Source organism: Oceanibaculum nanhaiense (genome assembly GCF_002148795.1).
GTDB lineage: Bacteria > Pseudomonadota > Alphaproteobacteria > Oceanibaculales > Oceanibaculaceae > Oceanibaculum > Oceanibaculum nanhaiense.
Genome location: NZ_MPOB01000004.1, coordinates 151,513 through 174,523 on the forward strand (window position 1 = coordinate 151,513; position 23,011 = coordinate 174,523).

Genomic DNA, 23,011 nt, shown 5'->3' on the forward strand with positions numbered 1-23,011 from the left:
GCTTTCGTCTGTCTCCTGGCGAAAGCGGCGCCATCTTGGCTGTTGGAATATTTTCCGCAATTCTATCCGCATACAGGGAGGCGGATCATGTTCCACGGCTTCGGGGAAGGCACGGCGCGTCTGGGCGAGGCGGAGATCTATTATCGCAGCGGCGGCAGCGGACCGCCGCTGCTGTTGCTGCACGGTTATCCGCAGACCCATCATGCCTGGCACAAGGTGGCCCCGGCGCTGGCCGAACGCTTCACGCTGGTGCTGCCGGATCTGCGCGGCTATGGCCGCAGCCGGGGACCGGCGCCGGATGTAGTGCGCGACCCCGATCATCTGGCCTATTCCAAACGCGTCATGGCCGCCGACATGGTGGCGCTGATGGAAAGCCTCGGCCATTCGCGCTTTGCGCTGGCGGGTCATGATCGCGGCGGGCGCGTCGGCTACCGGCTGTGCCTCGACCATCCCGAACGGGTGATGAAATTCGCGGCGCTCGACATCATCCCGACCCTGGAGAACTGGGAACGGATGAACGCCGACAATGCCATCGCCACCTATCATTGGCCGTTCCTGGCGGTGCCAGCCCCGGTGCCGGAGAAGCTGATCGGCGGCGATCCGGATTTCTATTTCAGCCATCTGCTGGAGCGCTGGGCGGTCTATCGCGACCGGCTGGACCCGGCGGCGGTGAAGGAATATCTGGGGCAGTTCCACGATCCCTACGTTATCGCCGCCACTTGCGAGGATTACCGCGCCGGTGCCGGTATCGACCGCCGCCAGGATGCCGAGGACCGCGCCGCCGGGCGGAAGATCGTGTGCCCGGTTTTGGTGCTGTGGGCGCGCGGCTATCTCGGGCCGAAAGCGTCCTCGCCGGCGGATATCTGGCGCGGCTGGGCCAAGGATGTCTCCGAGGTGGCGCTGGAGTGCGGCCATTTCGTTGTCGAGGAGGCGCCGGAGCAGGCGGCATCCGCGCTGCTGGATTTCTTCAGCTGATCCGACCAATCGACCGCATGGTCCGGATGGGCGGGCAGGGCGGTTTCGGCTATGCTCCCGCCGGTTTCGCGGAAGGGGAAAATGTCATGCCGATCATCGCTACCGTCGAGGAATTGCACGCGCTGTATGGCGAGGCGTCCGAAGCCTCGCTGGTGAAGGAGGTGGACCGGATCACCCCGGACTATCGCCGCTTCATCGAGGCCTCGCCCTTCGTCGCACTGGCCACATCCGGACCGGAGGGGCTGGACTGCTCGCCGCGCGGCGACAGGGCGGGCTTCGTGCGCATCGCCGATGAGCAGACGCTGCTGATGCCGGACCGGCGCGGCAACAACCGCGTCGATTCGCTGGTCAATATCGTGCGCGATCCGCGCGTGGCGCTGCTGTTCCTGATCCCCGGTTCCGGCACCACGCTGCGGGTGAACGGAACGGCGCAGCTCTCGACCGATCCGGAACTACTGGACAGCTTCGCGGTGGAGGAGAAGGCACCGCGCAGCGTCATCGTCATGAAAGTGGGGCGCGTCTATTTCCAATGCGCCCGCGCCATCGTGCGATCCGAGCTGTGGAACCCGGAGCGCCATGTCGATCCGAAGAGCCTGCCGACGCCGGGCCGCATCCTCGCCAATCTGTCGGAGGAGACGGTGGGCGGCGACGCCTATGACAGGGACTGGCCGGAGCGTGCCCGCAGGAGCATGTGGTAGTCGGCTAGCAGGCGGGGCGGGCTATTGCGTCAGGTTCGGCACGAACATGCAGCGCACATGCCCTTTCCAGAAGCACAGCCAGAAGCGCTCGTCGATCGAGGTGTAGATGCCGCGGTTGCGGTCCGGCCGCACCACCTGCCCGGTCGAGGTGATGACATAGCCGCTCTCGAAGGCGACGACCTCGCCCTTGCGCGCTGGCCGGCAATCATCCACGCCGCAGCAATGCAGGCCATCCGTGCCCATGTAGCGCGGGTCGCTCTGTATCCAGTAGGCATCGCCATGCACCAGCGTCAACAGTCCCATGCCGGCGGCGAGGGACGGCGTCAGGCCTGCGAGGGCGGACAGCGGACCGATCATGTTCAGTTCCAGCCGGTTTTTCTAATGAACCATGGCATGGAAAGGCGTGGCGCGCCAACTTTGCACGTGCCCTGGGCCACCAACCAAGCAGTTGGCTTTGTCGCCAAGAAATCGAAGTAAATTACCTGATATTTTAACTAACTATCGGCATAACCTTTTGTTAATTACTTGGGAATAAGAAGAGGCGGTAATCATAATCCATAAGGATATCGCCATGTTCGCCAAGGGCATTCGCATTGCCAACCTGCTGACCGGCCTGTTCGCCGTGCTGCTGGTCTTCCTGCTTACTTTCTGTATCCGTGAAATGATCACGGCCGTCTCCGACCAGCGTCAGGCTGGCGAGGTCCTGATCCAGGCCAATGCGGCCCGTGACGTGTTCAATGCGCTGCAGAACACGCGGCTCGAGCGCGGTCCGGTAACCAGTGCGCTGAAGGCGGACGCGTTGGCGGGTAACGGGTTGCTGGAAACGATCACAAAGGTGCGCGGCCTGTCCGGCCCGGCAACCGACGCGGTCATCAAGGCCTGTGGCGAGATCGATTGCGGCGCCGATGTCTCTGTGCAGAAGCTGACGGCGGCGCTCGACAAGCTGAAGGCGCTGCGCACCGAGGTCGATCCTGGCCTGCGCGGCCCGCTCGCCAATCGCCGTGCCGGTCTGGCCGATGAGTGGCAGAAGAGTGCTACCGTCATGGTGAAGCTGCTTGAATCCATCAACGATCATCTGGGCACCGAAATGCGCCTTGCCGGCTCGATCAGCGCCGAGCTGATCGCCATCAAGGATGCCGCCTATCTGACCCGCGATGCGGTCGGGCTGGAGCGTGTCGTGGTCGGCGACGCCATCGACGCCGGCAGCGTGAAACCGGCTCAACAGGCGCGCATGCTGGTCTGGCGTGGTCAGGCCAAGGCGGGCTGGAGCCAGCTGGCGATGCTGGTGTCGCGCGATGGGGTTGATCCCCAGGTCGCGGCGGCCTTCGCCAAGGCGAAGACGATCTACATCGATACGCTGATCCCGGCCCGCGACAAGATTGATGCGGCCCTTGCGGCGGGCACTGCCTCGCCGGTCTCCAAGGCGGAATGGGGCAAGATCAGCGTCGCGGCGCTGGACGATATGGTCGGCGTTTCCACCACCGCGCTCTCCTCGCTGGCGGATTACGCGGCGGACCGCAATGCCGACGCCCAGATGAAGCTGGCGATGAATGCCGGCCTGCTGCTGCTGGCCCTGGCCATCGGTGTTGCCGGTCTGCTGATCGTGCGCGGCCGGGTGACCCGGCCGATGGCCGGAATCACCGAGGCCATGCTGCGTGTTGCCGAGGGCGACCTCGACGGCGAGATTCCCTACAAGGACCGCAAGGACGAGATTGGCGATCTGGCTGGCACGCTGGTGGTGTTCCGCGACAATGCGGAGGCCCGGCGCCGGATGGAAGCCGCGACTGCCGAAGAGCAGCGCAAGCGCACTGAGCGTCAGCAGGTGATCGAAAACCTGCTGGTCAATTTCGACAACAGCGTGTCGGGCGTGCTGGGCGCCGTCGCTGCCGCCGCGACGGAGCTGGAACGCACGGCCACCAGCATGACCGACGTTGCTCAGGTCACCAGCGACCAGGCACTGGCGACATCGGAGGCGGCGCAGCAGACCTCGGCCAATGTGCAGACCGTGGCGGCCGCGACCGACGAGATGTCCAGCTCGACCGCCGAAATCGCCCGTCAGGTCGAGGAAAGCACCAAGGTTGCCCGTCAGGCTTCGCAGGAAGCCGAGCAGACCGGCACGATTGTCGAGGAGCTGTCCAATTCGGCCAAGCGCATCGGCGAGGTTATTGGCCTGATCAACGACATTGCCGAACAGACCAACCTGCTGGCGCTGAACGCGACCATCGAAGCGGCTCGCGCCGGTGAGGCCGGCAAGGGCTTCGCGGTCGTTGCCTCGGAGGTGAAGAATCTGGCCAGCCAGACCGCCAAGGCGACCGAGGATATCGTCGCGCAGGTCAATGCCATGCAGTCGGCGACCGGCTCCACGGTGCAGGCCATCGCCTCCATCGCGGCGGTTATCGCCCAGGTGAACGAAATCTCCGCCACCATCTCCGCCGCCGTCGAGGAGCAGAATGCGACCACGGCGGAAATCGCCCGGAATGTGCAGCAGGCGGCCTCCGCGACCGAGGGCGTGACCGGGAATATCGGCAAGGTGAGCGAGGCGGCCGAGCAGACCGGTGCCGCCGGGGCCGAGGTGCTGGGTGCGGCCCAGGAGCTGTCGGAAAAGTCGGAGCAGATGCGCCGCGAGATCGAGACCTTCCTGACCGATATCCGCGCCGCCTGATCCGGGCAGCAGTGACTACAGGAGACGCCGGGCCTCGTGCCCGGCGTTTTCTTTTGCGCGCCCTCTTTCCCCGGTGGCGGGCCATGCTATCGTCCGGTTACGTCCTGTGACCGTTCCGGATTCTCATGCCGACACCGCCTGACGCCGCATCGCCGACGCCGCTCCGCTGGCTTGTCCTGTTCGGCGTGTGGATCGTCTATTGCTGCTTCGGCCTGACCATCGCCGGGCTGGCCCCGCTGATCGGGCCGATCACCCGTGACCTGTCGATCAGCAACACGGCGATGGGCGGCGTGCTGGGCATCTGGCAGCTGGTCTATATTGGCGCCGCCATTCCCTGCGGTGCGCTGCTCGACCGTATCGGCGCGCGCTGGGCGCTGCTGCTGGGGGCGGGCATCATCGCCTTGTCGGGTTATCTGCGCGGCATGGCGGAGGGTGCTGCGCTGCTCTATCTGGCCGTGGCCCTGTTCGGCATCGGCGGTCCCATCGTCTCCGCCGGTGCGCCGAAGGTGATCGCACGCTGGTTCACGGGGTCGGAGCGCGGCTTTGCCATGGGCATCTACATTACCGGGCCGAATATCGGCGGCATCATTGCCTTCTCGCTGACCAATTCCGTTCTGATGCCGGCCTTTGGCGGCGACTGGCGCGCCGTGTTGTGGCTGTGGGCGACGGTATCGGTGGCGGGCGGGCTGCTGTGGCTGGCGATTGCCAGCCTGCCGGCGGTGCGCGCACGGGACGATGCGGCGGAAGCCGAGGCGCGCCGCGACGGGCAGGGCGGCGGCGTGGCCGAACTGCTGCGTATCCCGGCGGTGCCCATCATCCTGATCATGAGTGTCGGCATCTTCACCTATAATCACGGCCTGAATAACTGGCTGCCGGAATTGCTGCGCGTGTCGGGCATGACACCGGCCGAGGCCGGCTACTGGGCGGCGGTGCCGACGCTGGTCGGCATCCTGGGGTCGCTGGTCATCCCACGCCTTGCGACACCGGCGCGGCGGCTGCCGATCCTGGCCGTGCTGTTCGTCCTTGCCTTCCTGTCCTGCCTGCTGATCGGTACGGTGTGGCAGCCGGGCCTGATGACCGGCCTGGTGCTGCAGGGCATCGCGCGCTCCTCCCTCATGACCATTGCCATCCTGATCCTGGTGGAAACGCCGGGCATCGGCACAAGGCGGGCCGGGGCGGCCAGCGGGCTGTTCTTCGCCGCCGCCGAGGTGGGCGGGGCGGGCGGCCCCTTCGCGCTGGGGTTGCTCTACGATGCGACGGGCGGCTTTCAGGCCGGCCTCACCCTGCTGGCGGCGCTGTCCGCTGCGATGCTGCTGTGCGTCGCGCTGCTGTACCGTCTGGCCCGGCGACAGGCCGCCTAGCCGGCGCTGAACAGCGGGAAAGTGACTCCCAGCGACCAGGCGAGACAGAGACCGAGGCCGATTCCCGCGGACACCGGCCCGCTGCGCTGTCCGATCCATCTTCCCATCAGGCCGTGCATGAGCAGGAACAGGAGCAGCACCGGCAGGATGATAAACAGGAACATCAATCTCTCCGGGTCCAGAAGGGCCGCTCCGGCCAGCGACAGGAGCAGGGCGGTCCGTGCGGCGATGCGCTGCCACCAGCGCCCGCTGCCGGCACCGGTCAGCACACTGTCCGCCACCATGAACGGAATGGTGCCAATACACAGGATGGCGATGATCGTCAGCCGTTCGGCATTCGGCACGAAGCTCGCCGCATAGCGGTCCATCGCGAATCCGAAGACGGCGATACCCCAGATTGCGAGCAGCAGGATGGCGGGGATCGACAGCGCCCGTCCGGCGATCCGCCAGACCAGTATGAGTTGCAGCCCGCCATAGACCGCCAGATGGGCCATCAGATAGTCGGCCACCAGCACCGGCATGAACGGCACATAGACCGCCGTGCCAACCAGCGGCACCAGAAAGGCGGGAAGCAGAAGTGCCATCCAGAATCGCCGCGCCGGGATGGCGATGGCGGGCTGCGGCCGGCGCGGCAGCAGACGCGAGAGCGGGTGCAGCAGGGCGACGATTCCGCCCAGCAACAGCACGATCCACAGGCCAGGCTGGACAATGGGGCCGTCGCTCTTCCGTCCGAACGCATCATCCAGCCAGGCGCGCGCCTCGCGCAGTGCGGTGGCGCTGAACAGCACACCGACATGTTCGACGGCGGGGGCGACGACGGCCCGGCGCACGATGCCGCCGGCGCTGACACTCTCGCCTTCGCCGGCATCCGGCCGGAGCTGCCGCAGATTGTCGAGTGCGACGCTGCGCAGGGCGCCTTCCCACTGGCCACTGATCATGAGCAGCCGGTTGGGTTCGGTCGCAGTTACTGCACCGGAGAACATGGAGATTGCAACAATGGCGGCGATGGGCGTTCCGGCGGCGCGCTCGGCGATCGCGGCGCGCACGATGATGTCGGTCGCCATCGAATGGCCAAGCAGGGCGACGGCGCCGGTAACGTTAGGCAGGGTGCGCCCGGCGGCGATCACACGGCGCGTCTCGGCGACAAGAAGCGCGGTCGTGCCGTCGATCGAGGTCACGTCCCCGGACATCGGCACCGGATTGCGCCCATGCCCCTCGAAATCAAACGCCAGGACGGTATAGCCCGATTGCGCCAGCGTCAGCGAATAAGCCTGCATCAGCTGGCGGGAACCGGCGAAGCCGTGCGCCACCACGACCAGCGGGCTGCTGGCCTCCCCGGTATTGCCGGCCTTGCGGTACAGGGTGGCGGGCGTGGTGCCGATGCGCATCTCGGATATATCGAGACCCGACCGTCCCTGCTCCAGCTGGACAATGGAAACACAGATAGCAACCAGCGCGACGAGCGCGAGCAGCCAGTGTCCCGCAATTCTTCCGGTTTTCGGCGGCTGGCCGGCTTTTGGGGGAGTGTCGTGGCTCAATCCGGTGGCTTTCCTGCCCTATGGCTTCCCTGCGACGAGTCGATATCGCTGCGCGTTCCGGTTACTCTCTGCGACACAGGCGTCCAAATCAACGTGCCGGTTGCTCATGGTCCCGACATCGCCGACTGTTCCATCCGCGCAAACGCGATCCCCGCGGCCGCGCCGCGTGTTCGTGCTGGGCGCGACCGGAACCATTGGACGGGCCACGGTGCGCGCGCTCGTTGACCGGGGGCATGAGGTGGTCTGTTTCGTGCGCCCGCGTGCCGGGCCGGGTGGCGCGCTGGGCCCCGGCGACATCGCGGAACTTCTGCCGGGCGCCAGCCTGCGTTATGGCGATGTGACGGATGCCGGCTCAATCGCGCGCGACGGCTTCCGCGGCGAGGCGTTCGATGTGCTGGTCTCCTGCCTCGCCTCGCGCACCGGCAGGGCCCGCGATGCCTGGAAGATCGATCATCAGGCCCATGTCGATGCCCTGGCTGCCGCGAAACAGGTGGGCGTTGCGCACATGGTGCTGCTGTCGGCGATCTGCGTGCAGAAACCGCTTCTGGCCTTTCAGCACGCCAAGCTCGCCTTCGAGCAGGAACTGATCCACTCCGGACTGACCTATTCCATCGTGCGGCCCACCGCCTTCTTCAAATCGCTGTCCGGGCAGGTCGAACGCGTAAAGCAGGGCAAGCCGTTCCTTGTCTTCGGCGATGGCCGCCTGACCGCGTGCAAGCCGATCAGCGATGGCGACCTCGGCCGCTATCTTGCCGACTGCCTGGACGATGAAGAGCGCTGGAACCGTATTCTGCCGATCGGTGGGCCAGGCGATGCGATCACGCCCCGGCAGCAGGGCGAGATGCTATTCGCCCAGCTGGGCCGCGAACCCCGGTTCCGGCAGGTGCCGCTGGCGCTGCTCGGGGGCATCCGCTGGGTGCTGGCCACACTCGGCAGGGTAAGTCCGAAAATGGCGGACAAGGCGGAACTCGCCGGCATCGGCCTCTACTATGCCAGCGAATCGATGCTGGTCCTGAATCCAAAGACCGGGGCGTATGACGCGGACGCGACGCCCTCCACCGGAACGGAGACGCTGGCCGGGCACTATGTGCGCCTGATCCGCGGCGAGACCGGGGACGATCGGGGCGATCACGCGGTGTTCTGATCCGATCTCAGATCGCCGTGTCCCGCCGGGATCCGGCCTGACCCGCTTCATATAATCGCACTGAAGGCTTGCGCTTCACGCCGTCTGTCTTTACAGAGAAATGATAATTAGTCGCATTATTAGTTGGGTCGGATACATCTCCGGCGCGGCTAAGGCCATTGTTTTTCAAGTCTTCACGGAGCGTAGCGATGATCGAGGGCAAGGGGGTTGTCTGCAGCGGCTATGGCCGCGCGGCGATGCTGGGGATGCTGCTGGCGACGACGGCCTTGGTGGCGGGCGCTGTTCCGGCTCAGGCGCAGCAGTCCGGGTCGGGCGGTGCTGTACAGCTGTCGCCGGTCGTGGTCGAAGGCAAGGGCGGCGATGCGAAATCCAGCGTCGGCGCACCGCCGCCAGCCTATGCCGGCGGCCAGGTCTCGCGCGGCGCGCGGGTCGGCGCGCTGGGCAACCGCGACATCATGGATGTGCCGTTCAGTGTGACCTCCTACACCGAGGAACTGATCCAGAATCAGCAGGCCGAGACGCTGGCCGATGTGCTGGAGAACGATCCGGGCGTTCGCAGCACCTACGGTTTCGGCAATTTCGCGGAGCTGTTCGTGATCCGTGGCTTCCCGATAAGCGGCGAGGACATCACCGTGGACGGGCTGGCCGGCATGGCGCCGCGCCAGGTCAGCTCCGCCGAGACGCTGGGCCGGGTCGAGGTGCTGCGCGGTTCCAACGCCTTCCTGAACGGTATCGGGCTCAGCAGCTCCGGCATCGGCGGCGGCATCAACTTGGTGCCGAAGCGCGCCGGGGACGAACCGCTGACGCGCCTGACCCTGGGCTGGGAACAGGAGAGCCGCATCGGCGCCCATCTCGATGTCGGCCGCCGCTATGGCGAGAACAAGGAATTCGGCGTGCGCGCCAATGTCGCGCTACGCGACGGTGAGACCGCCATCGAGAACGAACAGCGCGAGACGATGCTGGGCGCGCTGGCGCTGGATTATCGTGGCGAGCGGTTCCGCGCCTCGCTGGATCTGTCCAACCAGCGCCTGCGGGTCGATCAGGGCCGCCCCACGGTGCAGCTGAACGGCACGTCGGTGCCCGGTGCGCCGGATTCGGACATCAATTACGGCCAGCCCTATTCCTATACGGAATTGCGGGAAACCACGGCGCAGACCCGCATCGAGTACGATTTCGCCGATAATCTGATGGGCTATGCCGCCTTCGGCGTCCGCGACACGCGCGAGGATGGCGAATACGCATCGCCGACCGTGGATGGCAATGGCAACGGCACAATCGGCCGCATGTACGTCCCGCGCGAGGATATCACGACCAGCGGCATCGCCGGCCTGCGTGGCGAGGCGGTGACCGGTATGGTCGCCCATCGCCTGGATGGCGGTGTCTCCGGCGCGCGCACGGAGAACCGCAATTCCTACGATCTCAGCTCCTCCAACCCGACCAGCATCTATAATCCGGTCGATCACCCGATGCCCGGGTCGCTGTTCGCGGGCGGGTCGCAGACCGACCTGCCGAAGGTCAGCCAGACCGAACTGCGCAGCGTCTTCCTGTCTGACACGCTGTCGGTGTACGAGGACCGCGTGCAGCTGACGCTGGGCGCCCGGCACCAGTGGCTGCAGGTCGAGAATTTCGACCGTACCAGCGGCGCCCGCACCAGCAATTACGACGAATCGGAAACCAGCCCGGTCGTCGGCCTGGTGGTGAAGCCGCTGGATTACCTGTCACTCTACGCCAACCGCATCGAAGGCCTGTCGCAGGGTGACAGTGCGCCGTCCACGGCGATCAATGTCGGCGAGGTGCTGCCGCCCTATGTCTCGACCCAGTATGAGGTCGGCGCGAAGCTCGATTTTGGCCGTGTCGGCGCGTCGGTGGCGGTGTTCCAGATCGAGAAGCCGAACGCGGTGCTCGATCCGACGACGCAGTATTATGGCGTTTCCGGCGAGCAGGAGAATCGCGGCATCGAGCTGATGCTGTTCGGCGAGCCGATGAAGGGGCTGCGCCTGCTGGGCGGCGTCACCTTCATCGAGGCGGAGCTGAACGGCACCGCCGGCGGCGCCAATGACGGCAACACCGCCGTCGGCGTGCCGGAATTCCTGGCCAATGCCGGCGTGGAATGGGATGCGCCCTTCCTGCGCGGCCTCACCCTGTCCGGCCGGGTGATCCATACCGGCTCGCAATATGTGAACGACGCCAACACGCTGGAAATCCCTGACTGGACGCGCCTCGACATCGGCGCGCGCTACGCCACCATGATCCACGCGCAGCCTGTGGTGTTCCGCGCCAATATCGAGAATGTGACGGACGAGGCCTACTGGTCTTCCGCGCAGGGCGGCTATCTGGTGCAGGGCCGGCCGCTGACGGCGAAACTCTCGGTCGCCATCGACTTCTGACGGCAGGCGTACGGCGGGATTCACTGACGGCCAGAGACGGCATGCGCGAGGTCTAAAGGCCAGGCGCGTGCCGTTTCTCTGTGCGCCGATGATAAGACGAACAGCCGTTTGCTTGTTGCCGTTGCACGGAATAGCCGGTGTTAGGCTTGCGGACCGGCCTGCCGTCATGGTTGTTTCTGGGTGGACCGGTTTTGCTCTTCCCGCAGACGGACATGTCGATGCCCGCTATTGCCCGCTATTTGCCGCTTGCGACAAAGATCGCGCTGCTCGTCTGCCTGGCGGTTCTGCCGGGCGAGGCGGCGGCCGAATCCGTGCTCGACCGGGCGGAACGCACCGGCGTGCTGAACGCCGGAACGCGCGACCATATCCGGCCTTTCGCCTTCCGGCAGGAGGATGGCAGCTTCATCGGCTTCTCGGTCGATATCATCCGCCATATCCATGCCGCGCTGGAGGCGAAGCTTGGCCGCAAGATCGAACTGCGGCTGGAGGAGGTCGATTCGCAAACCCGGATCGACCGGGTCGCCGACGGCACGCTCGACTTCACCTGCGATATTGCCAGCAAGACCTGGGTGCGCGACCGGCTGATCGATTACAGCCTGACGATATTTTTCAACGGCACGCGCATCCTGACCGAACGACAGATCGGGCTGGAGGGGCTCGGCGGGCTGGAAGGCAAGAAGATCGGCGTGATCGCCAACAGCGCCACCATTTCCGTGCTGCGCCGTGGCCTGCCGGCATCGGAACTGGCCGAGTTTCCCTCGATGAATGCGGCGATGGCGGCGCTGGAGGCGGGCGAGGTCTCCGGCATCTCCAACATCTCCATCGTGCTGCGCGATCTGCAACGCCAGGCGGCGCAGCCGGGGCGCTACATCATCCTGCCGCGTGCCGGCTATCTGAACGCGGAGCCGATGGCCTGCATCCTGCCGCAGGACGATTCGCGCTGGCGCGATTTCGTCAATCACACGCTGGTGCGCCTGCTGAAAGGCATCGAGGAATATCGCGGCCCCTATTTCGAGACCTACCAGAAATGGTTCGGCCCGAACGGCGATCTGCACTATCCGCTGAACCGCGACGCCATCAATCACTTCAACCAGATTCGAGGCTGGATCGATGATTGATCCGGTCGGCGGGAAGTTCGGCCGCCTGTTTTCCTGCCTGCTGGCGCTTGTCGCCCTGATCTCGGCCCTCACCTCGGCCATGACCGGGCCGGCGCTGGCTGCCGACGACATCGACGAGCTGCGCGCCAAGGGCCATGTCGTGATTGCCGTGAAGGCGGATTATCCGCCCTGGGGTTTCCGCGACCCGCAGGGGCAACTGATCGGCATGGAGATCGACCTGGCCGAGGACATTGCCCGGCGCATCGGCGTGCCGGCGCGTATCGTCGCCGTGCAGTCCGCCAACCGGCTGGAGGTGCTGCGTCAGCACCAGGCCGATATCGTGATCGCCACCATGGGCGACAATACGAGCCGGCGGCGGATCATCGGCATGGTGGAGCCGCACTACTACGCGTCCGGCGTCAATCTGCTGTCGCGCAAGGAGCTGCGGATCGAGCGTTGGGAGGACCTGCGCGGCATGCCGGTCTGCGCCAAGCAGGGTGCCTATTTCAACAAGTCGGTGGCGCGCCGCTACAATCTCGACCTGCGCATCTTCAAGGAAACCCGCGAGGCGAAACTGGCGCTGCGTGACCGGCGTTGCGTCGGTTTCCTGTTCGACGATTCCGCCATCGCCGCCGATCTGCTGCAGCCGGAATGGCGGGGCTACACCATGCCGCTGCCGACGCTGGACGAGGCCGGCTGGGCCATCGGGCTGCGCCAGCAGGCGATGGGCGGCGATCTGGACCGGCTGCTGTCCGATGCCGTGGCGGATTGGCATCGAAGCGGGCTGTTGCTGGAGCTGGAGGAGAAGTGGGGCATCAAGCGGACCGGCTTCTTGGTCGGAATGAACCGGCTGTGGAGTGCGCGCGACAGCGCTGGCGACTTCCTGTGCCGGCGCGGGCCGGACGATAAATTCCCCGATGAGTGCCGGCCAACCCGGGTCGAGGCGCAGCAGGCCGCGCCGCGTCAGCCGGGCGCGCTGGAGGTCTGGTTGAAATCGGCGGGGATCAATCTCTCGATTCTCTATGATCCCTATGACCGCGCCCAGTTCCTGCGCGGCCTCGTCAACACCATCCTGCTGGCGCTCGGCTGTATCGTGCTCAGCGTCGTCATCGGCATCACCGGCGCCTGGCTGCTGGGTGTCGGCTTCGCGCCGGTGCGCTGGCTGGCGACCGGCTATGTCGAGTTCTTCCGCTACACGCCGCCGCTGGTGCAGCTCTATTTCTTCTTCTTCGGGATCGGCGCCATGTTGCCGCTGGTCACCGCGGCGAACGGCGTGGAAACGCCGCTGATGGGCGGCTTTGCCTGGGCGGTGATCGCGCTCGGTGTCTATGCCGGTGCCTCCAACACGGTGATTTTCCGCACCGGCATCGACGCGGTGCCGATGGATATCCGCGATTCCGCCGCCGCTTTGGGCTATGGCCCCTTGCAGGCCTATGTGCGGATCATCCTGCCGCTGGCGCTGCGCAACTGCCTGGCGGCACTGAACGCCAATCTGGTGAATATCGTGAAGGCAACCGGCTTGGCCTCGGCCATCGCCGTGCCGGAATTGCTGTACGTCACCAATCAAATCTGGCCGGAGGAGGGCAACACGGTCGAGATGATGAACGTGCTGCTGGTGATCTTCTTCCTGCTGGTCTCGGTGCTGGTCTATGGCATGCACCGGCTGGAGAAGCGATTGCGGATTCCGGGGCAGGGGGCCTGAGCGCGGCATGGGCACGATTCTGGAAACCCTGATCGTCTGGACGCCGGCGCTGGCCGAAGGCTTCCTGATGAACATCATCATCAGCATCGGTGCGATGAGTATCGGCACCGTGCTGGGCATGCTGGTCGGGCTGGGCCGCAACTCGACGCGGCAATGGCTGCGCCGCTCCTGCTGGGGTGTGACGCAATTCCTGCGCAACACGCCGTCGCTGGTGCTGCTGTTCTATCTCGCCTACATGCTGCCCTATGAGATTCATGTGGCCGGCATGACGATCCCGCTGCCGGGCTGGCTGAAGGCGGTGGTCGGGCTGTCGATGCCGGTGATCGGCTTCATGTCGGACAATGTCTATGGCGCCGTGCGCAACATCCACGCCGATCAATGGGACGCGGCGGCGGCGCTGCCGCTCAGCCGCTACCAGACGATGAGTTCGGTGATCCTGCCGCAGGCGACGCCGATGCTGCTGCCACCCTGGATGAGCTATTTCGCGGTCATCGTCATGGCCTCCTCCACGGCCTCCATGGTGGGGGTGAAGGAGATATTGTCGAGCGCCACCGTGGCGATGGAATCGGTCAGCGATCCGGCGCTGATCATCCCGATGTATTTCTACGTGCTGTGCTGGTTCTTCGTATTCTGCTACCCGTTCTCGCACATCACGCGCTGGCTCGAGAAACGGCAGTGGCGTTAGGGCGCGTTACGGCGTCACGTCGAGGCGGGTGAGGTAGGCCAGCACCCAGCCCAGGGAATGTTCCGCCTCGAAGCGCACGGGCACCCACAGATCGGTCCCCTCGGGCTTGGCGAACCAGACATGCGAGGGGGGCATCGGCTCGCTGCTGGTGCGCCAGCGGGTGCCGGTATAGCGGCCGGCGATGCTGTCGTAATGCACCCGGCACTTGATGGCGGGGCCGGCATAGACGCCATGCCGCCCGGCGGGCAGGTTTTCTTCGGCAAGCCGTTCGAAGCGCAGATTGTAGCGCCGCCGCCCGTCGAACACCGGCACTGTCCAGTCGCAGGCTCCGGCCTGTGCATAGGCCGGCTGGTTGACGAACAGGATGGCGCTCAGGGGATCGACCGTGCCGCGCCACAGCGGTTCGGGCACTGGCTCGCGGTCCGACGGGTCCTCGACCGGCTCGACCGTCACATCGACCGGGCCCTGTGCGCCATAGCGCATTTCGATGCGCCGGGTATCGCCGCGCCAGATGCCCCTGTTCAGATGGGTGGTTGGCTGCAACTCCCCGTCGGCGATGCGTCCCTCGGACAGGGTATGCTGGGAGAAGCCCGAAACCCAGCCGACGAAGCCGCGGCTGTCGAGCTGGGTCTCAAGATTATAACCATCCGGTTTCAGGCTGGTCCGGCTGTCGATGGTCAGTACGTGGAAACCGCCGGCAAAAACATCGACGCCGATAGAAATCTCGCGGGGCTGTTCCAGCGGCGCGGCGAGGGCGGGCGCGGCCAGCAGGAAGGCGGCGAAGCCAGGGATAAGCGGGCGCATGGGGCAAATCTCCGTTCCCGCTAGATATCGGGCGGTCCGGCGCGACTTCAAGCGGCAGGTTTTGCCTGCCCGTGCTTCTGCTATTCCGCCGGCTGTCGCCGCTTGATGCAGGTCAGCCGGTTTTCCCCCTCCCGCCGTTCGTAGACGACCTCGTCCATCATGGCTTCCACCAGATGCAGGCCGAGACCGCCAATCGGCCGATCCTCGACATCGCCCTCCAGCGTTGGCGCGGGCGCTTGCGCGAGCGGATCGAAGGCGATGCCATCGTCACGCACGATCAGCATGACGCGGTCGCTGTCGATGGAGACCTCCACCGTCACTTTCCCGCTGCCGCCATCCGGATAGCCGTAGGAGATCGCGTTGGTCACCAGCTCGTCGATGGCGAGTTCCAGCGCATAGGCGATTTCGGGGGCGAGGCCGTTCTCTTCGATAAGTCCGGTGACCGCGGCGACGATCTCCGGGATGGCCTCCCGGTCGTTCGCGACGGAGATTTCCAACCGGGCCGCCACGGCGCGTTACGGTCCCGTCGCCGGAGGAGGCTGCAACGGTGCGAGCCGGCCCCGGTCCAGCTGCGCCAGCAGATCGGCGCACAGGGTGGCGAAACGCATGTCATGGCTCGATGCCAGGATGGTCATGCCCGCCGCCGCCATCTGACGGATCAGCTCCGCCACCTTGTCCACCATGCGCGGATCGAGGGCGGCCGTCACCTCGTCCAGCAGCAGGATTTTCGGATTCATGGTCAGGGCACGCACCAGCGCCACCCGTTGTTGCTGGCCGGCCGACAATTCGCCGGGATAGCGGTCGCGCAACTCCGCCACTTCCAGCCGGGCGAGCAGGTCGATGGCCTGCTCCTCGGCCTCCGCGCGCGGCCGGCGGAGCACCTGGCGCGGCCCCATAGTCAGGTTTTCCAGCACGCTCTTGTGCGGAAACAGGCTGTAGCGCTGGAACACCATGCCGACATACCGGCGCAGCGCCTGCAGGTCGGTGCCGGGCTGCGTCACCGTGAACGGGCCGACCTGGATATGCCCCTGATCGGCGGGGGTGAGCGCATTGACCAGACGCAGCAGCGTGGTCTTGCCGGTGCCCGACGGGCCGGCGATGCACACCACCTGGCCCGGTAACACGGTGAAGGAGACCGCATCCAGCACGGGCGTCTCGTCGAACCGCTTGCTGACAGACTCGAAGCGGAGTGCAGCTGCCGTCACAGGTTCCGTTGCCAAGACTGCTTCCCTCATCACCCTGTTCCTGCCGTCGCCAGAATGCCATAGCCGAGGCCCGCCGGGGTTACCGGCCGTATCAGCCTGTCGAGCGCGGCCAGCGTGCCGGAGCGGGTAACGCCGGATTCCGGCCAGACGCTCTCCGCCTGCAGCCTGATGCCCTTGAAGCCGGCATCGCGCAATTCGCCGGTCAGCATCTCCGGGCTGTACAGATGATAGAACAGCTCGATCTGCTCGCCCCCATGCTGGCGGCTGTAGAGAATATCGCCTTCCTCGCGGGCGGGCGGGCGCGGCGTGCCGGCTGCCAGGGCCGCCCGATGCTCCTGCTGTTCCGCCCGGAACCGCCGCGCGGCGTTGGGCACGCTGACCACCAGATGTCCGGCGCCGTCCCGCGTCAACAACTGGTGAATGCGGCGCAGCGTCGCCACCCGGTTGGCCCGGCCCGGAATATGCCCCAGCACACCGAACATGATGAGCGCCAGATCGACCGGCGCGCCGCCGGTATAATCCTCGCGCGGCCCGAGGATCGCCTGCACCCGGTCGCGCCCTGGCTCGCCGGCGATGCGGCGTTCCAGGCTGGTGAGTGCCACCGGGCAGATGTCGTAGGCAAATATCCGCGCCGCGGTGGTGTGTAGCAGAGGCAGGACATAGCGCCCGTCGCCGCAGCCGAAATCCAGGATGGCGCGGGCATCCCTGCCAACCTTCAGGATGGTCGCCAGGCTCTGCGCATTGTGGCGGGGATAGCGCTGGTCGTAGAAGCCGCTGGCGAAATAGCGCTCATAGGCCCGCGCGATGGTCGCCACCTCACTGTCGGTCGGGTTTTGTATGGCCGCAAGGTCACTCATACGGTCAGTCTTTTCTCGTCTGCGGGGTCAATCATGTCAGCCCGTTTCCCCCATGCCCGGCATAACGCAGCGCCAGGCATGTCAGGTCGTCGGATTGCGGCGCGGTGTCGCTGAAGCTGTCCACACTGTCCACCACGCGCTGTGCGAGCGCCTCGATGGCAAGGGAATGGCTGCCCTGCAGGGCAGCTTCCAGCCGGGTCTCGCCATATTCCTGGTTGGCAGGGTCGAAGGCCTCGGTCACGCCATCGGTGAACAGGAACAGCGAATCGCCGGGGCGCAGGGTCACGCTCTTTTCCGCGTAGGGCAGCTCGTCCAGGATACCCAGCGCCATGCCGCCGGTGGTTTCCAGCGCCGTCACCATGCCGTCGGCGCCGATCAGATAGGGCGGGTTGTGCCCGCCATTGGCAAAGCGGAATTCGCCGGTGCGGGCATCCAGAATGCCGTAGAACACGGTGACGAACAGTTCCAGCGGGTTTTCCTGGCACACCAGATCGTTGGCGCGGGCGAGGCAGTCGCCCGGTCCGTCCGCTTCCCGCGCGACGCTCTGGATGACGGTGCGCGACACCGCCATGAAGAAGGCCGCCGGCACGCCCTTGCCGGACACGTCGGCCATGACCACGGCGATCCGGTCCTCGTCCAGCATGAAATAATCGTAGAAATCGCCGCCGACATGGCGTGCCGCCTGCATCATCGCATAGCCGGTGAAGCGCGGATCCTGCGGGAAGGCCGCCGGCAGGATGGCGGTCTGCATCGCCTGGGCGAGGGTGAGTTCCTGATTGATCTGCGCGTTCGCGGCCTCCAGCTGCTCGTTCTTCTGTTCCAGCTGAAGGGTGCGTTCCTTCACCAGCGCGTCCAGCTCATCCTGGCGGGCGAAGACCTGCTTGGCCATCGCCTCGAACACGCGGGCGAGGTTGCCGAACTCGTCACGCCGGGCCGCCACGGCCTGCAGCTGGCCGCGGACATAGCGCTGCTGCTCCACCGCCTGGGCCGCCTCGCCGATACTGTAGAGCGGGCGGGTCAGCCGGTGCGAGAACCAGGTTGCCGTCAGCAGGCTGGCGGCCAGCACCAGCCCGGCGACGATAGCGGTATAGATCAGGCTGGACTGCATCAGCTTCTGCAACCCGTCAGTCGGCAGGCGCAGCAGAGTGGCGCCGATCGGGCCGCCATCGGGCCCGGGAATCGGGGTCACGACAACCATGTCGCGCCCGGCCAGCCAGCTTGCCGTGCTGCCGGTGCGGATGCTGTCGTCCAGCGCCTCCTGCTCCCGGCTGTCCGGCGGCTGGTTCACCTCCTCGCCGAAGACCGTGCCCTGGGCGAGCGGCTGGAACTGGTAGTCGAACACCCAGATCGCGTTCACGCGGCCGCTGTCCAGCAGGCTGCGCACCACCTGCACGAGGCCGATCCGGTCCACGATCCCGCCAATGAAGTCAAAATCATAGCCGACAAGCGCCGCCCCCGGCGTGCTGACGCCGCGCACGCCGGCATATTTGAAGCGCCTTCCATCGAGATCGCGGTCGATTCCGGGACCGACGACGGAGAATTTCTCGCCGGAGAGCAGATGCCAGAAGCGTGACAGGACCGGGCTGCGCTCCGGATCGGGGAAGATCTGCAGGCTGACATCCGGCAGGCTGCCATAGGTCGTAGTACCGCTGCCGTCGAAGCCCCAGATTTCCGAGATTTCGCTCCGCGCCGTGATCTCCATCAGCCGGGCATTGACCTCCTCGACAGAGATACCGGCCTGCTCCGCGATGTCGAACAGATGCGCGGTCAGCAGCGCCTCGGAGACCATCTGCCGGCCGATCACCTGCTCGATTTCCGCCGGCACCGTGTTGGCGACGGAGGCCGCCTGCGCCAGCACGCGGGCGATGCGCGTGCCGTCGGATTCCGCCTGCAGCAGGATCGCGTTGCGCGCCTGCCAGCCGAGCGAGACCGCCAGTCCAAGGATGGCGGCGCTCAGCAACCCGACGATCAGCAGGAGAAGACGGAACTTCAACGACATGCGAATGGGATATGCGGTGCGAGAAAAGGGCGGGCCGGGGGAATCCCGGCTACTTGCTGCCGGCCAAGGCGGCGCCGCTGTCCGGATATATCGTGAAGATCGCCAGAAAACCGCTGATTTCGAAGACTTTGGCGATATTGTCGTTGAGCGCGCACAGGCAGAGCCGGCCCTTGCCGGCCTTCACCCGCTTTGCCGCCATCAGCATGACGCGCAGGCCGGCACTGGAGATGAATTCCAGGGCCTCAAAATCGATCACTACGTCGTTCCGGCCGTTTTCGATTTTTCCGATGATGTGCCGTTCGAACTCCGGCGCTGTCGTGCTGTCCAGCCTGCCGGATATTGCCACGACCAGCGTGTTGCCGTGATCGCTTTCCTTGATTTCCATAACCCTCTACCGATTGATTGCAGTTGGGTGCTTCCGCTTGGGCGCCCGCCTGTTCAGGCGCTTTCCCGGAGATTTGAACTCAAAGCTAGCATATCCGGCTTAACCGTAGGAACCGCCATTGCTGCCGTCGGGGACCGGGATCATCGTGAAAAATCCGATAGCATCGTTGTGGCTTTCACCTTCCAGACCATGCCCATCAACCGTTCTGCGGGCGGCTCTAGAGGCGACAAGGACGTGCCCTTCATGGACTAGGGACGTTTCTATGCGCGGCGGCCGGTTTACGACGGGATGATCTGGACGAGCGGCTTTTCGAAATCAGCGGTGATCGCTTCGAGCAGGGCCAGCTTTTCGGTGACAGGCGGTTCGGCGCCGTCACGGCAACGGCTCCGTGCTTTTGTCTGCAGGCCATAGACCCGCTGCATGCCCTGCTCATAGATACCGCTGGCCTTTGCCTGCCCACCCTGACGGGCAAGCCCGCGCAGCAACCGCAATGTCATGCCGGCATGCGTCGAGAATATCCGGAACGTGTCCGCGCTGACCTTCGGGGTATCGATTCCACGCTCCAGGGCGCGCAGATAGTAGGACAGCAGCGCGCCAAGGTCGGCCAGATTGGCGATGGCGATCTGTTCGCCGAGCGACAGGATGAAGGGGTGCGCGGCCCCCTTGTTTTTCTCTTCCTTCGTGGATTCCAGGACGCGCAGCACCGCGACGATCAGATCCTCGACATACAGCAGCACGGCCGAGACATCGAAATGCCGCACCATGTCGCTATCCGAGAGGAAGCCTTGGATGGTGCGGCTGACCGAGCGCACGATACTGCGGGCGAGGCGTGCCGAAGCGGCCTGCAACTCCGCCATCTTCTGGCCCTGGCCTAAGCCTTCCAGCAGCCAGGTAGTGGCGTCGAGCTGCAGGATCAGCGCGCCGGCCTGCGGCATTTCCGCATAGTCCGCCTTGTCCAGCCGCTGGATGAAGGCGGCGGTCTGCTGCTGCATGTCGGTGAAGAGCTGGTCGGCGAGGCGCTGGCGGAAGCGCTGTATCTCGAAACCGGATTCCGAGCGCGCCTCCCAGGCGGCGAGGGCATTCAGCAGCTCGACCAGATCGAGCAGGTTTGCCGGCCCGCCAGTGACGTCGCGCCGCGGCAATCTCTGTTCGATGGCCGGAAGGATCTTCGTCGTCAGCAGCTTGTGAAAATCCTGCGCATTGCCGTCGACGCCGACGATTCCGGACACCTTGTCCAGCGCGCGGATCGTGTTGCAGATATGGGCATGTTCCTGCAATTCGGCGATCAGGTCGGGCAGGTTGGAGTCCGCGCTATCTTGCAGAAACAGGGACAGCGTATCGGCCAGACTGTCGTGCAAGACCGTCAATCTTTGCGTCCTTGCCGAAAGCTTCGCCATATGGTCGTCACCTGCTTCATGCTCTTCACGATTACGCTCTGGATGCAGGAATCATGAAATGATCCTCTGCCGACGAGGTCACCGCGACTGCCGCTGCAGTCCAGGTGACGTTATTATCATCGTGCCAGATTATTATCGTGCCAGTCGAGGGTAGCAGTTCGAGGGTAGCAGTCCCGCCGGAATCTGACGATAGACGTATCGGCGAGGCGCCGTCATCGCCGGCCCCGGCCAGCGAATTTCCTTTATCCCTACACTCTGAGCGTCAGCTTGCCGGATTGTCATAAGACGGGCTGGACTCAGGTGCTGGAACGAAACTACCTTCGCTATCAGCCATATAATGGCGATTAGGGCAAACGGGCGGGGAGCTGAATGCAGGCAGCCTGGACCATTGCGACGATTCTGGGCGGCCTGGGGCTGTTCTTTGCCGGCAGCGAGATGCTGACCGGCAATCTGCGCAGCCTTGCAAACCGCCGCATCCAGATGGAAATTGCGCGGGTCGCTTCCTCGATTCCAGCCGGCCTGATGTGGGGCGCCATCCTGGGCGCGATTACCCAGAGCACGCAGATCGTCACCTTCATCCTGGTCGGGCTGTTGATGGCGCGGATGATCGATGCGCGCCGCGCCCTGCCGATGATCGTGGGCGCCAATGTCGGCTCCTCCCTCATCATCTTTGTGGTCACGCTGGATATCGAGATCGTGGTGCTGCTGGCGCTGGGCGGCAGCGGTATCCTGATGACCATGCATCGTTTCCAGAACTGGCAGGTGGCGCTGCGCGCGATCTTCGGCCTGTGCCTGCTCTATTACGGCCTTGTGCTCCTGAAAATGGGAGCGGCGCCAATCGCCGAGGAACCCTTCTTCAAGGAACTTATGGCAGGGGCTGGCGGATCTCCGATGGCGGCGCTTGCCATCGGTGCGGTTCTGACGGTGATCAGCCAGTCCTCCGTCAGTGTCTCGCTGCTGGCCATCGCCTTCGCCGCGAGCGGTCTGTTGAGCTTCGAGCAGACCGTGATGGTGGCTTATGGCACCAATCTGGGCAGTTCCATCGCCACCTGGCTGCTGTCCGGTCAGATCAGGGGGACCGCGCGCCAGGTCGCCATGTATCAGTTTGCCTTCAACATCGTCGGCTGCATCGTGCTGATTCCGTTATTCTATACGGAAGTTGCCTTCGGCTTTCCGCCGTTCATGGCGGCTGTGCAGTCATTGTCCGACGATGTCGGCCAGCAGATCGCCTTCGCCTATCTGTTCTTCAACATGATTGCCGGACTTGTATTGCTGCCGCTGATCGGCCCGTCGGAAAGGCTTCTGGCCCGCCTCTATCCGCCGACCGAGCAGGAGGATGAATCGCGCCTCGCCTTTCTCAGCGAACATGCCGCCGCCAATCCCGAGATTGGCGTCATCATGGCGGAGAAGGAGCAGCTGCGCCTGCTGGGCCGCCTGCCACGCTATGTGGAGCTGGCACGGGCCGGAGGATCGGCGGCGCAGGGCCTTGCCCTGAAGACATTGCGCGAAGGGTTCCGCTCGGTGCACAAGCAGGCCGCGCTTTATATCGACGATATGTCGGATTACCGGCTGACGGCGGAGAATCAGGAACGCGTGTACCGTATCCTCGACCGGCACAGCCGGCTGGATTCGCTGGAGGCGGCATTCGCGGAATTCGCCCTGGCCGCCCCGCTGATGCAGGCAAGTGACGCGCTGGAAAACACCCGTGTCGCCCTGATCGAGGGGCTGGATGCCGTGCTGTTGTCCTTCATCGAGGCGATGGCCAGCGGCGATCCCGAGGATATGGCGCTTGTCGAGAGCATCACCGGCGACCGCGGCGCCCTGATGGAAGGGGTGCGCCGGCAGTTCCTAAGCGACGAGACACTGACCCTGGGCCGGGAGGAGAAGCTGGGGCTGCTGCAGCTGACCGGCCTGTTCGAGCGGCTGATCTGGATGCTGCGCGAAATGGCGCAGAAGGCACCGCTCGACACGCTGCGGGAAGAATCCTGAGGCTTCGGTATGGCTGGCCCGCTATCCGCGCAGTCCCGAAGGGCGGGTTTAGGCTGGTCCTGACATGCCTGGGCGTTAGGATGGGGTTCCATCCTCTGGCGATCCACCGGCGAACAGGCAGGACGA

Annotated in this window: 19 protein-coding genes; 10 read left to right on the forward strand and 9 right to left on the reverse strand. The window is 65.2% G+C overall.

All coding sequences use genetic code 11. The annotated features are described in order from the left end of the window. The first annotated feature begins 87 nt into the window (after positions 1 to 87). Positions 88 to 975: an alpha/beta fold hydrolase gene (locus tag BKM74_RS08215; protein ID WP_086465224.1), complete on the forward strand. Its 888-nt coding sequence runs from the start codon at positions 88 to 90 to the stop codon at positions 973 to 975. 86 nt (positions 976 to 1,061) lie between these two features. After that, entirely contained in the window at positions 1,062 to 1,673 is a 612-nt protein-coding gene (locus BKM74_RS08220; protein WP_086465502.1) for a pyridoxamine 5'-phosphate oxidase family protein, read from the forward strand. Positions 1,674 to 1,694: 21 nt separating this feature from the next. Here BKM74_RS08220 and BKM74_RS08225 read toward each other — a convergent pair whose 3' ends face one another. Beyond that, complete coding sequence (locus BKM74_RS08225; RefSeq protein ID WP_086465225.1) at positions 1,695 to 2,030, reverse strand: hypothetical protein; 336 nt, start codon at positions 2,028 to 2,030, stop codon at positions 1,695 to 1,697. A 214-nt stretch (positions 2,031 to 2,244) separates the two neighbouring features. Here BKM74_RS08225 and BKM74_RS08230 point away from each other — a divergent pair, with 214 nt between their 5' ends. Together BKM74_RS08230 and BKM74_RS08235 are read left to right on the forward strand one after the other, a co-directional pair. Next, positions 2,245 to 4,335, forward strand: a complete 2,091-nt coding sequence (locus BKM74_RS08230; protein WP_086465226.1) for a methyl-accepting chemotaxis protein — start codon at positions 2,245 to 2,247, stop codon at positions 4,333 to 4,335. A 125-nt stretch (positions 4,336 to 4,460) separates the two neighbouring features. Next, the gene (locus BKM74_RS08235; protein ID WP_086465227.1) at positions 4,461 to 5,696 is read left to right on the forward strand and encodes an MFS transporter; all 1,236 of its coding nucleotides are present in this window, start codon (positions 4,461 to 4,463) and stop codon (positions 5,694 to 5,696) included. Here the strand turns inward: BKM74_RS08235 and BKM74_RS08240 are convergent. Beyond that, positions 5,693 to 7,234, reverse strand: a complete 1,542-nt coding sequence (locus tag BKM74_RS08240) for an alpha/beta fold hydrolase (protein ID WP_217895455.1) — start codon at positions 7,232 to 7,234, stop codon at positions 5,693 to 5,695. The genes BKM74_RS08235 and BKM74_RS08240 overlap by 4 nt on opposite strands. A 106-nt stretch (positions 7,235 to 7,340) precedes the next feature. Here BKM74_RS08240 and BKM74_RS08245 point away from each other — a divergent pair, with 106 nt between their 5' ends. From BKM74_RS08245 to BKM74_RS08265, 5 genes are all read left to right on the forward strand, one after another. Continuing rightward, on the forward strand, positions 7,341 to 8,378 hold the full coding sequence (locus BKM74_RS08245; protein WP_176342457.1) for an NAD(P)H-binding protein: 1,038 nt from the start codon (positions 7,341 to 7,343) through the stop codon (positions 8,376 to 8,378). Between the two features lie 188 nt (positions 8,379 to 8,566). Next, positions 8,567 to 10,765, forward strand: coding sequence for a TonB-dependent receptor (locus tag BKM74_RS08250; RefSeq protein WP_086465229.1), 2,199 nt, complete (start codon positions 8,567 to 8,569; stop codon positions 10,763 to 10,765). A gap of 212 nt (positions 10,766 to 10,977) precedes the next feature. Next, positions 10,978 to 11,883 (forward strand): transporter substrate-binding domain-containing protein, encoded by a 906-nt coding sequence (locus tag BKM74_RS08255; protein WP_086465230.1) that lies wholly within the window; start codon positions 10,978 to 10,980, stop codon positions 11,881 to 11,883. Beyond that, positions 11,876 to 13,564, forward strand: a complete 1,689-nt coding sequence (locus BKM74_RS08260; RefSeq protein WP_086465231.1) for an ABC transporter substrate-binding protein/permease — start codon at positions 11,876 to 11,878, stop codon at positions 13,562 to 13,564. The genes BKM74_RS08255 and BKM74_RS08260 overlap by 8 nt, the downstream gene beginning before the upstream one ends. 7 nt (positions 13,565 to 13,571) lie before the next feature. After that, positions 13,572 to 14,249: an amino acid ABC transporter permease gene (locus BKM74_RS08265; protein ID WP_176342458.1), complete on the forward strand. Its 678-nt coding sequence runs from the start codon at positions 13,572 to 13,574 to the stop codon at positions 14,247 to 14,249. A 6-nt stretch (positions 14,250 to 14,255) separates the two neighbouring features. On the opposite strand, the gene BKM74_RS08270 is transcribed toward BKM74_RS08265, so the two are convergent. The 7 genes from BKM74_RS08270 to BKM74_RS08300 all read right to left on the reverse strand — a co-directional run bounded on the left by BKM74_RS08270 (position 14,256) and on the right by BKM74_RS08300 (position 20,866). Further along, positions 14,256 to 15,053, reverse strand: coding sequence for a DUF3108 domain-containing protein (locus BKM74_RS08270; RefSeq protein ID WP_086465233.1), 798 nt, complete (start codon positions 15,051 to 15,053; stop codon positions 14,256 to 14,258). 80 nt (positions 15,054 to 15,133) lie between these two features. Further along, positions 15,134 to 15,562: an ATP-binding protein gene (locus BKM74_RS08275; protein ID WP_086465234.1), complete on the reverse strand. Its 429-nt coding sequence runs from the start codon at positions 15,560 to 15,562 to the stop codon at positions 15,134 to 15,136. 6 nt (positions 15,563 to 15,568) lie between these two features. After that, positions 15,569 to 16,273 carry an amino acid ABC transporter ATP-binding protein gene (locus tag BKM74_RS08280; RefSeq protein ID WP_176342459.1) on the reverse strand — a complete coding sequence of 235 codons (705 nt, stop codon included), beginning with the start codon at positions 16,271 to 16,273 and terminating at the stop codon, positions 15,569 to 15,571. A gap of 14 nt (positions 16,274 to 16,287) precedes the next feature. Next, positions 16,288 to 17,115, reverse strand: a complete 828-nt coding sequence (locus BKM74_RS08285; RefSeq protein ID WP_086465236.1) for a class I SAM-dependent methyltransferase — start codon at positions 17,113 to 17,115, stop codon at positions 16,288 to 16,290. A gap of 31 nt (positions 17,116 to 17,146) precedes the next feature. Beyond that, positions 17,147 to 19,114 carry a PP2C family protein-serine/threonine phosphatase gene (locus BKM74_RS08290; protein WP_086465237.1) on the reverse strand — a complete coding sequence of 656 codons (1,968 nt, stop codon included), beginning with the start codon at positions 19,112 to 19,114 and terminating at the stop codon, positions 17,147 to 17,149. A 49-nt stretch (positions 19,115 to 19,163) separates the two neighbouring features. Next, positions 19,164 to 19,499, reverse strand: coding sequence for an STAS domain-containing protein (locus BKM74_RS08295; protein ID WP_086465238.1), 336 nt, complete (start codon positions 19,497 to 19,499; stop codon positions 19,164 to 19,166). Positions 19,500 to 19,777: 278 nt separating this feature from the next. Then, the gene (locus BKM74_RS08300; protein WP_140056046.1) at positions 19,778 to 20,866 is read right to left on the reverse strand and encodes a hypothetical protein; all 1,089 of its coding nucleotides are present in this window, start codon (positions 20,864 to 20,866) and stop codon (positions 19,778 to 19,780) included. Positions 20,867 to 21,265: 399 nt separating this feature from the next. Here BKM74_RS08300 and BKM74_RS08305 point away from each other — a divergent pair, with 399 nt between their 5' ends. Continuing rightward, the gene (locus tag BKM74_RS08305; RefSeq protein WP_086465240.1) at positions 21,266 to 22,885 is read left to right on the forward strand and encodes a Na/Pi cotransporter family protein; all 1,620 of its coding nucleotides are present in this window, start codon (positions 21,266 to 21,268) and stop codon (positions 22,883 to 22,885) included. The last annotated feature ends 126 nt before the right edge of the window (positions 22,886 to 23,011 follow it).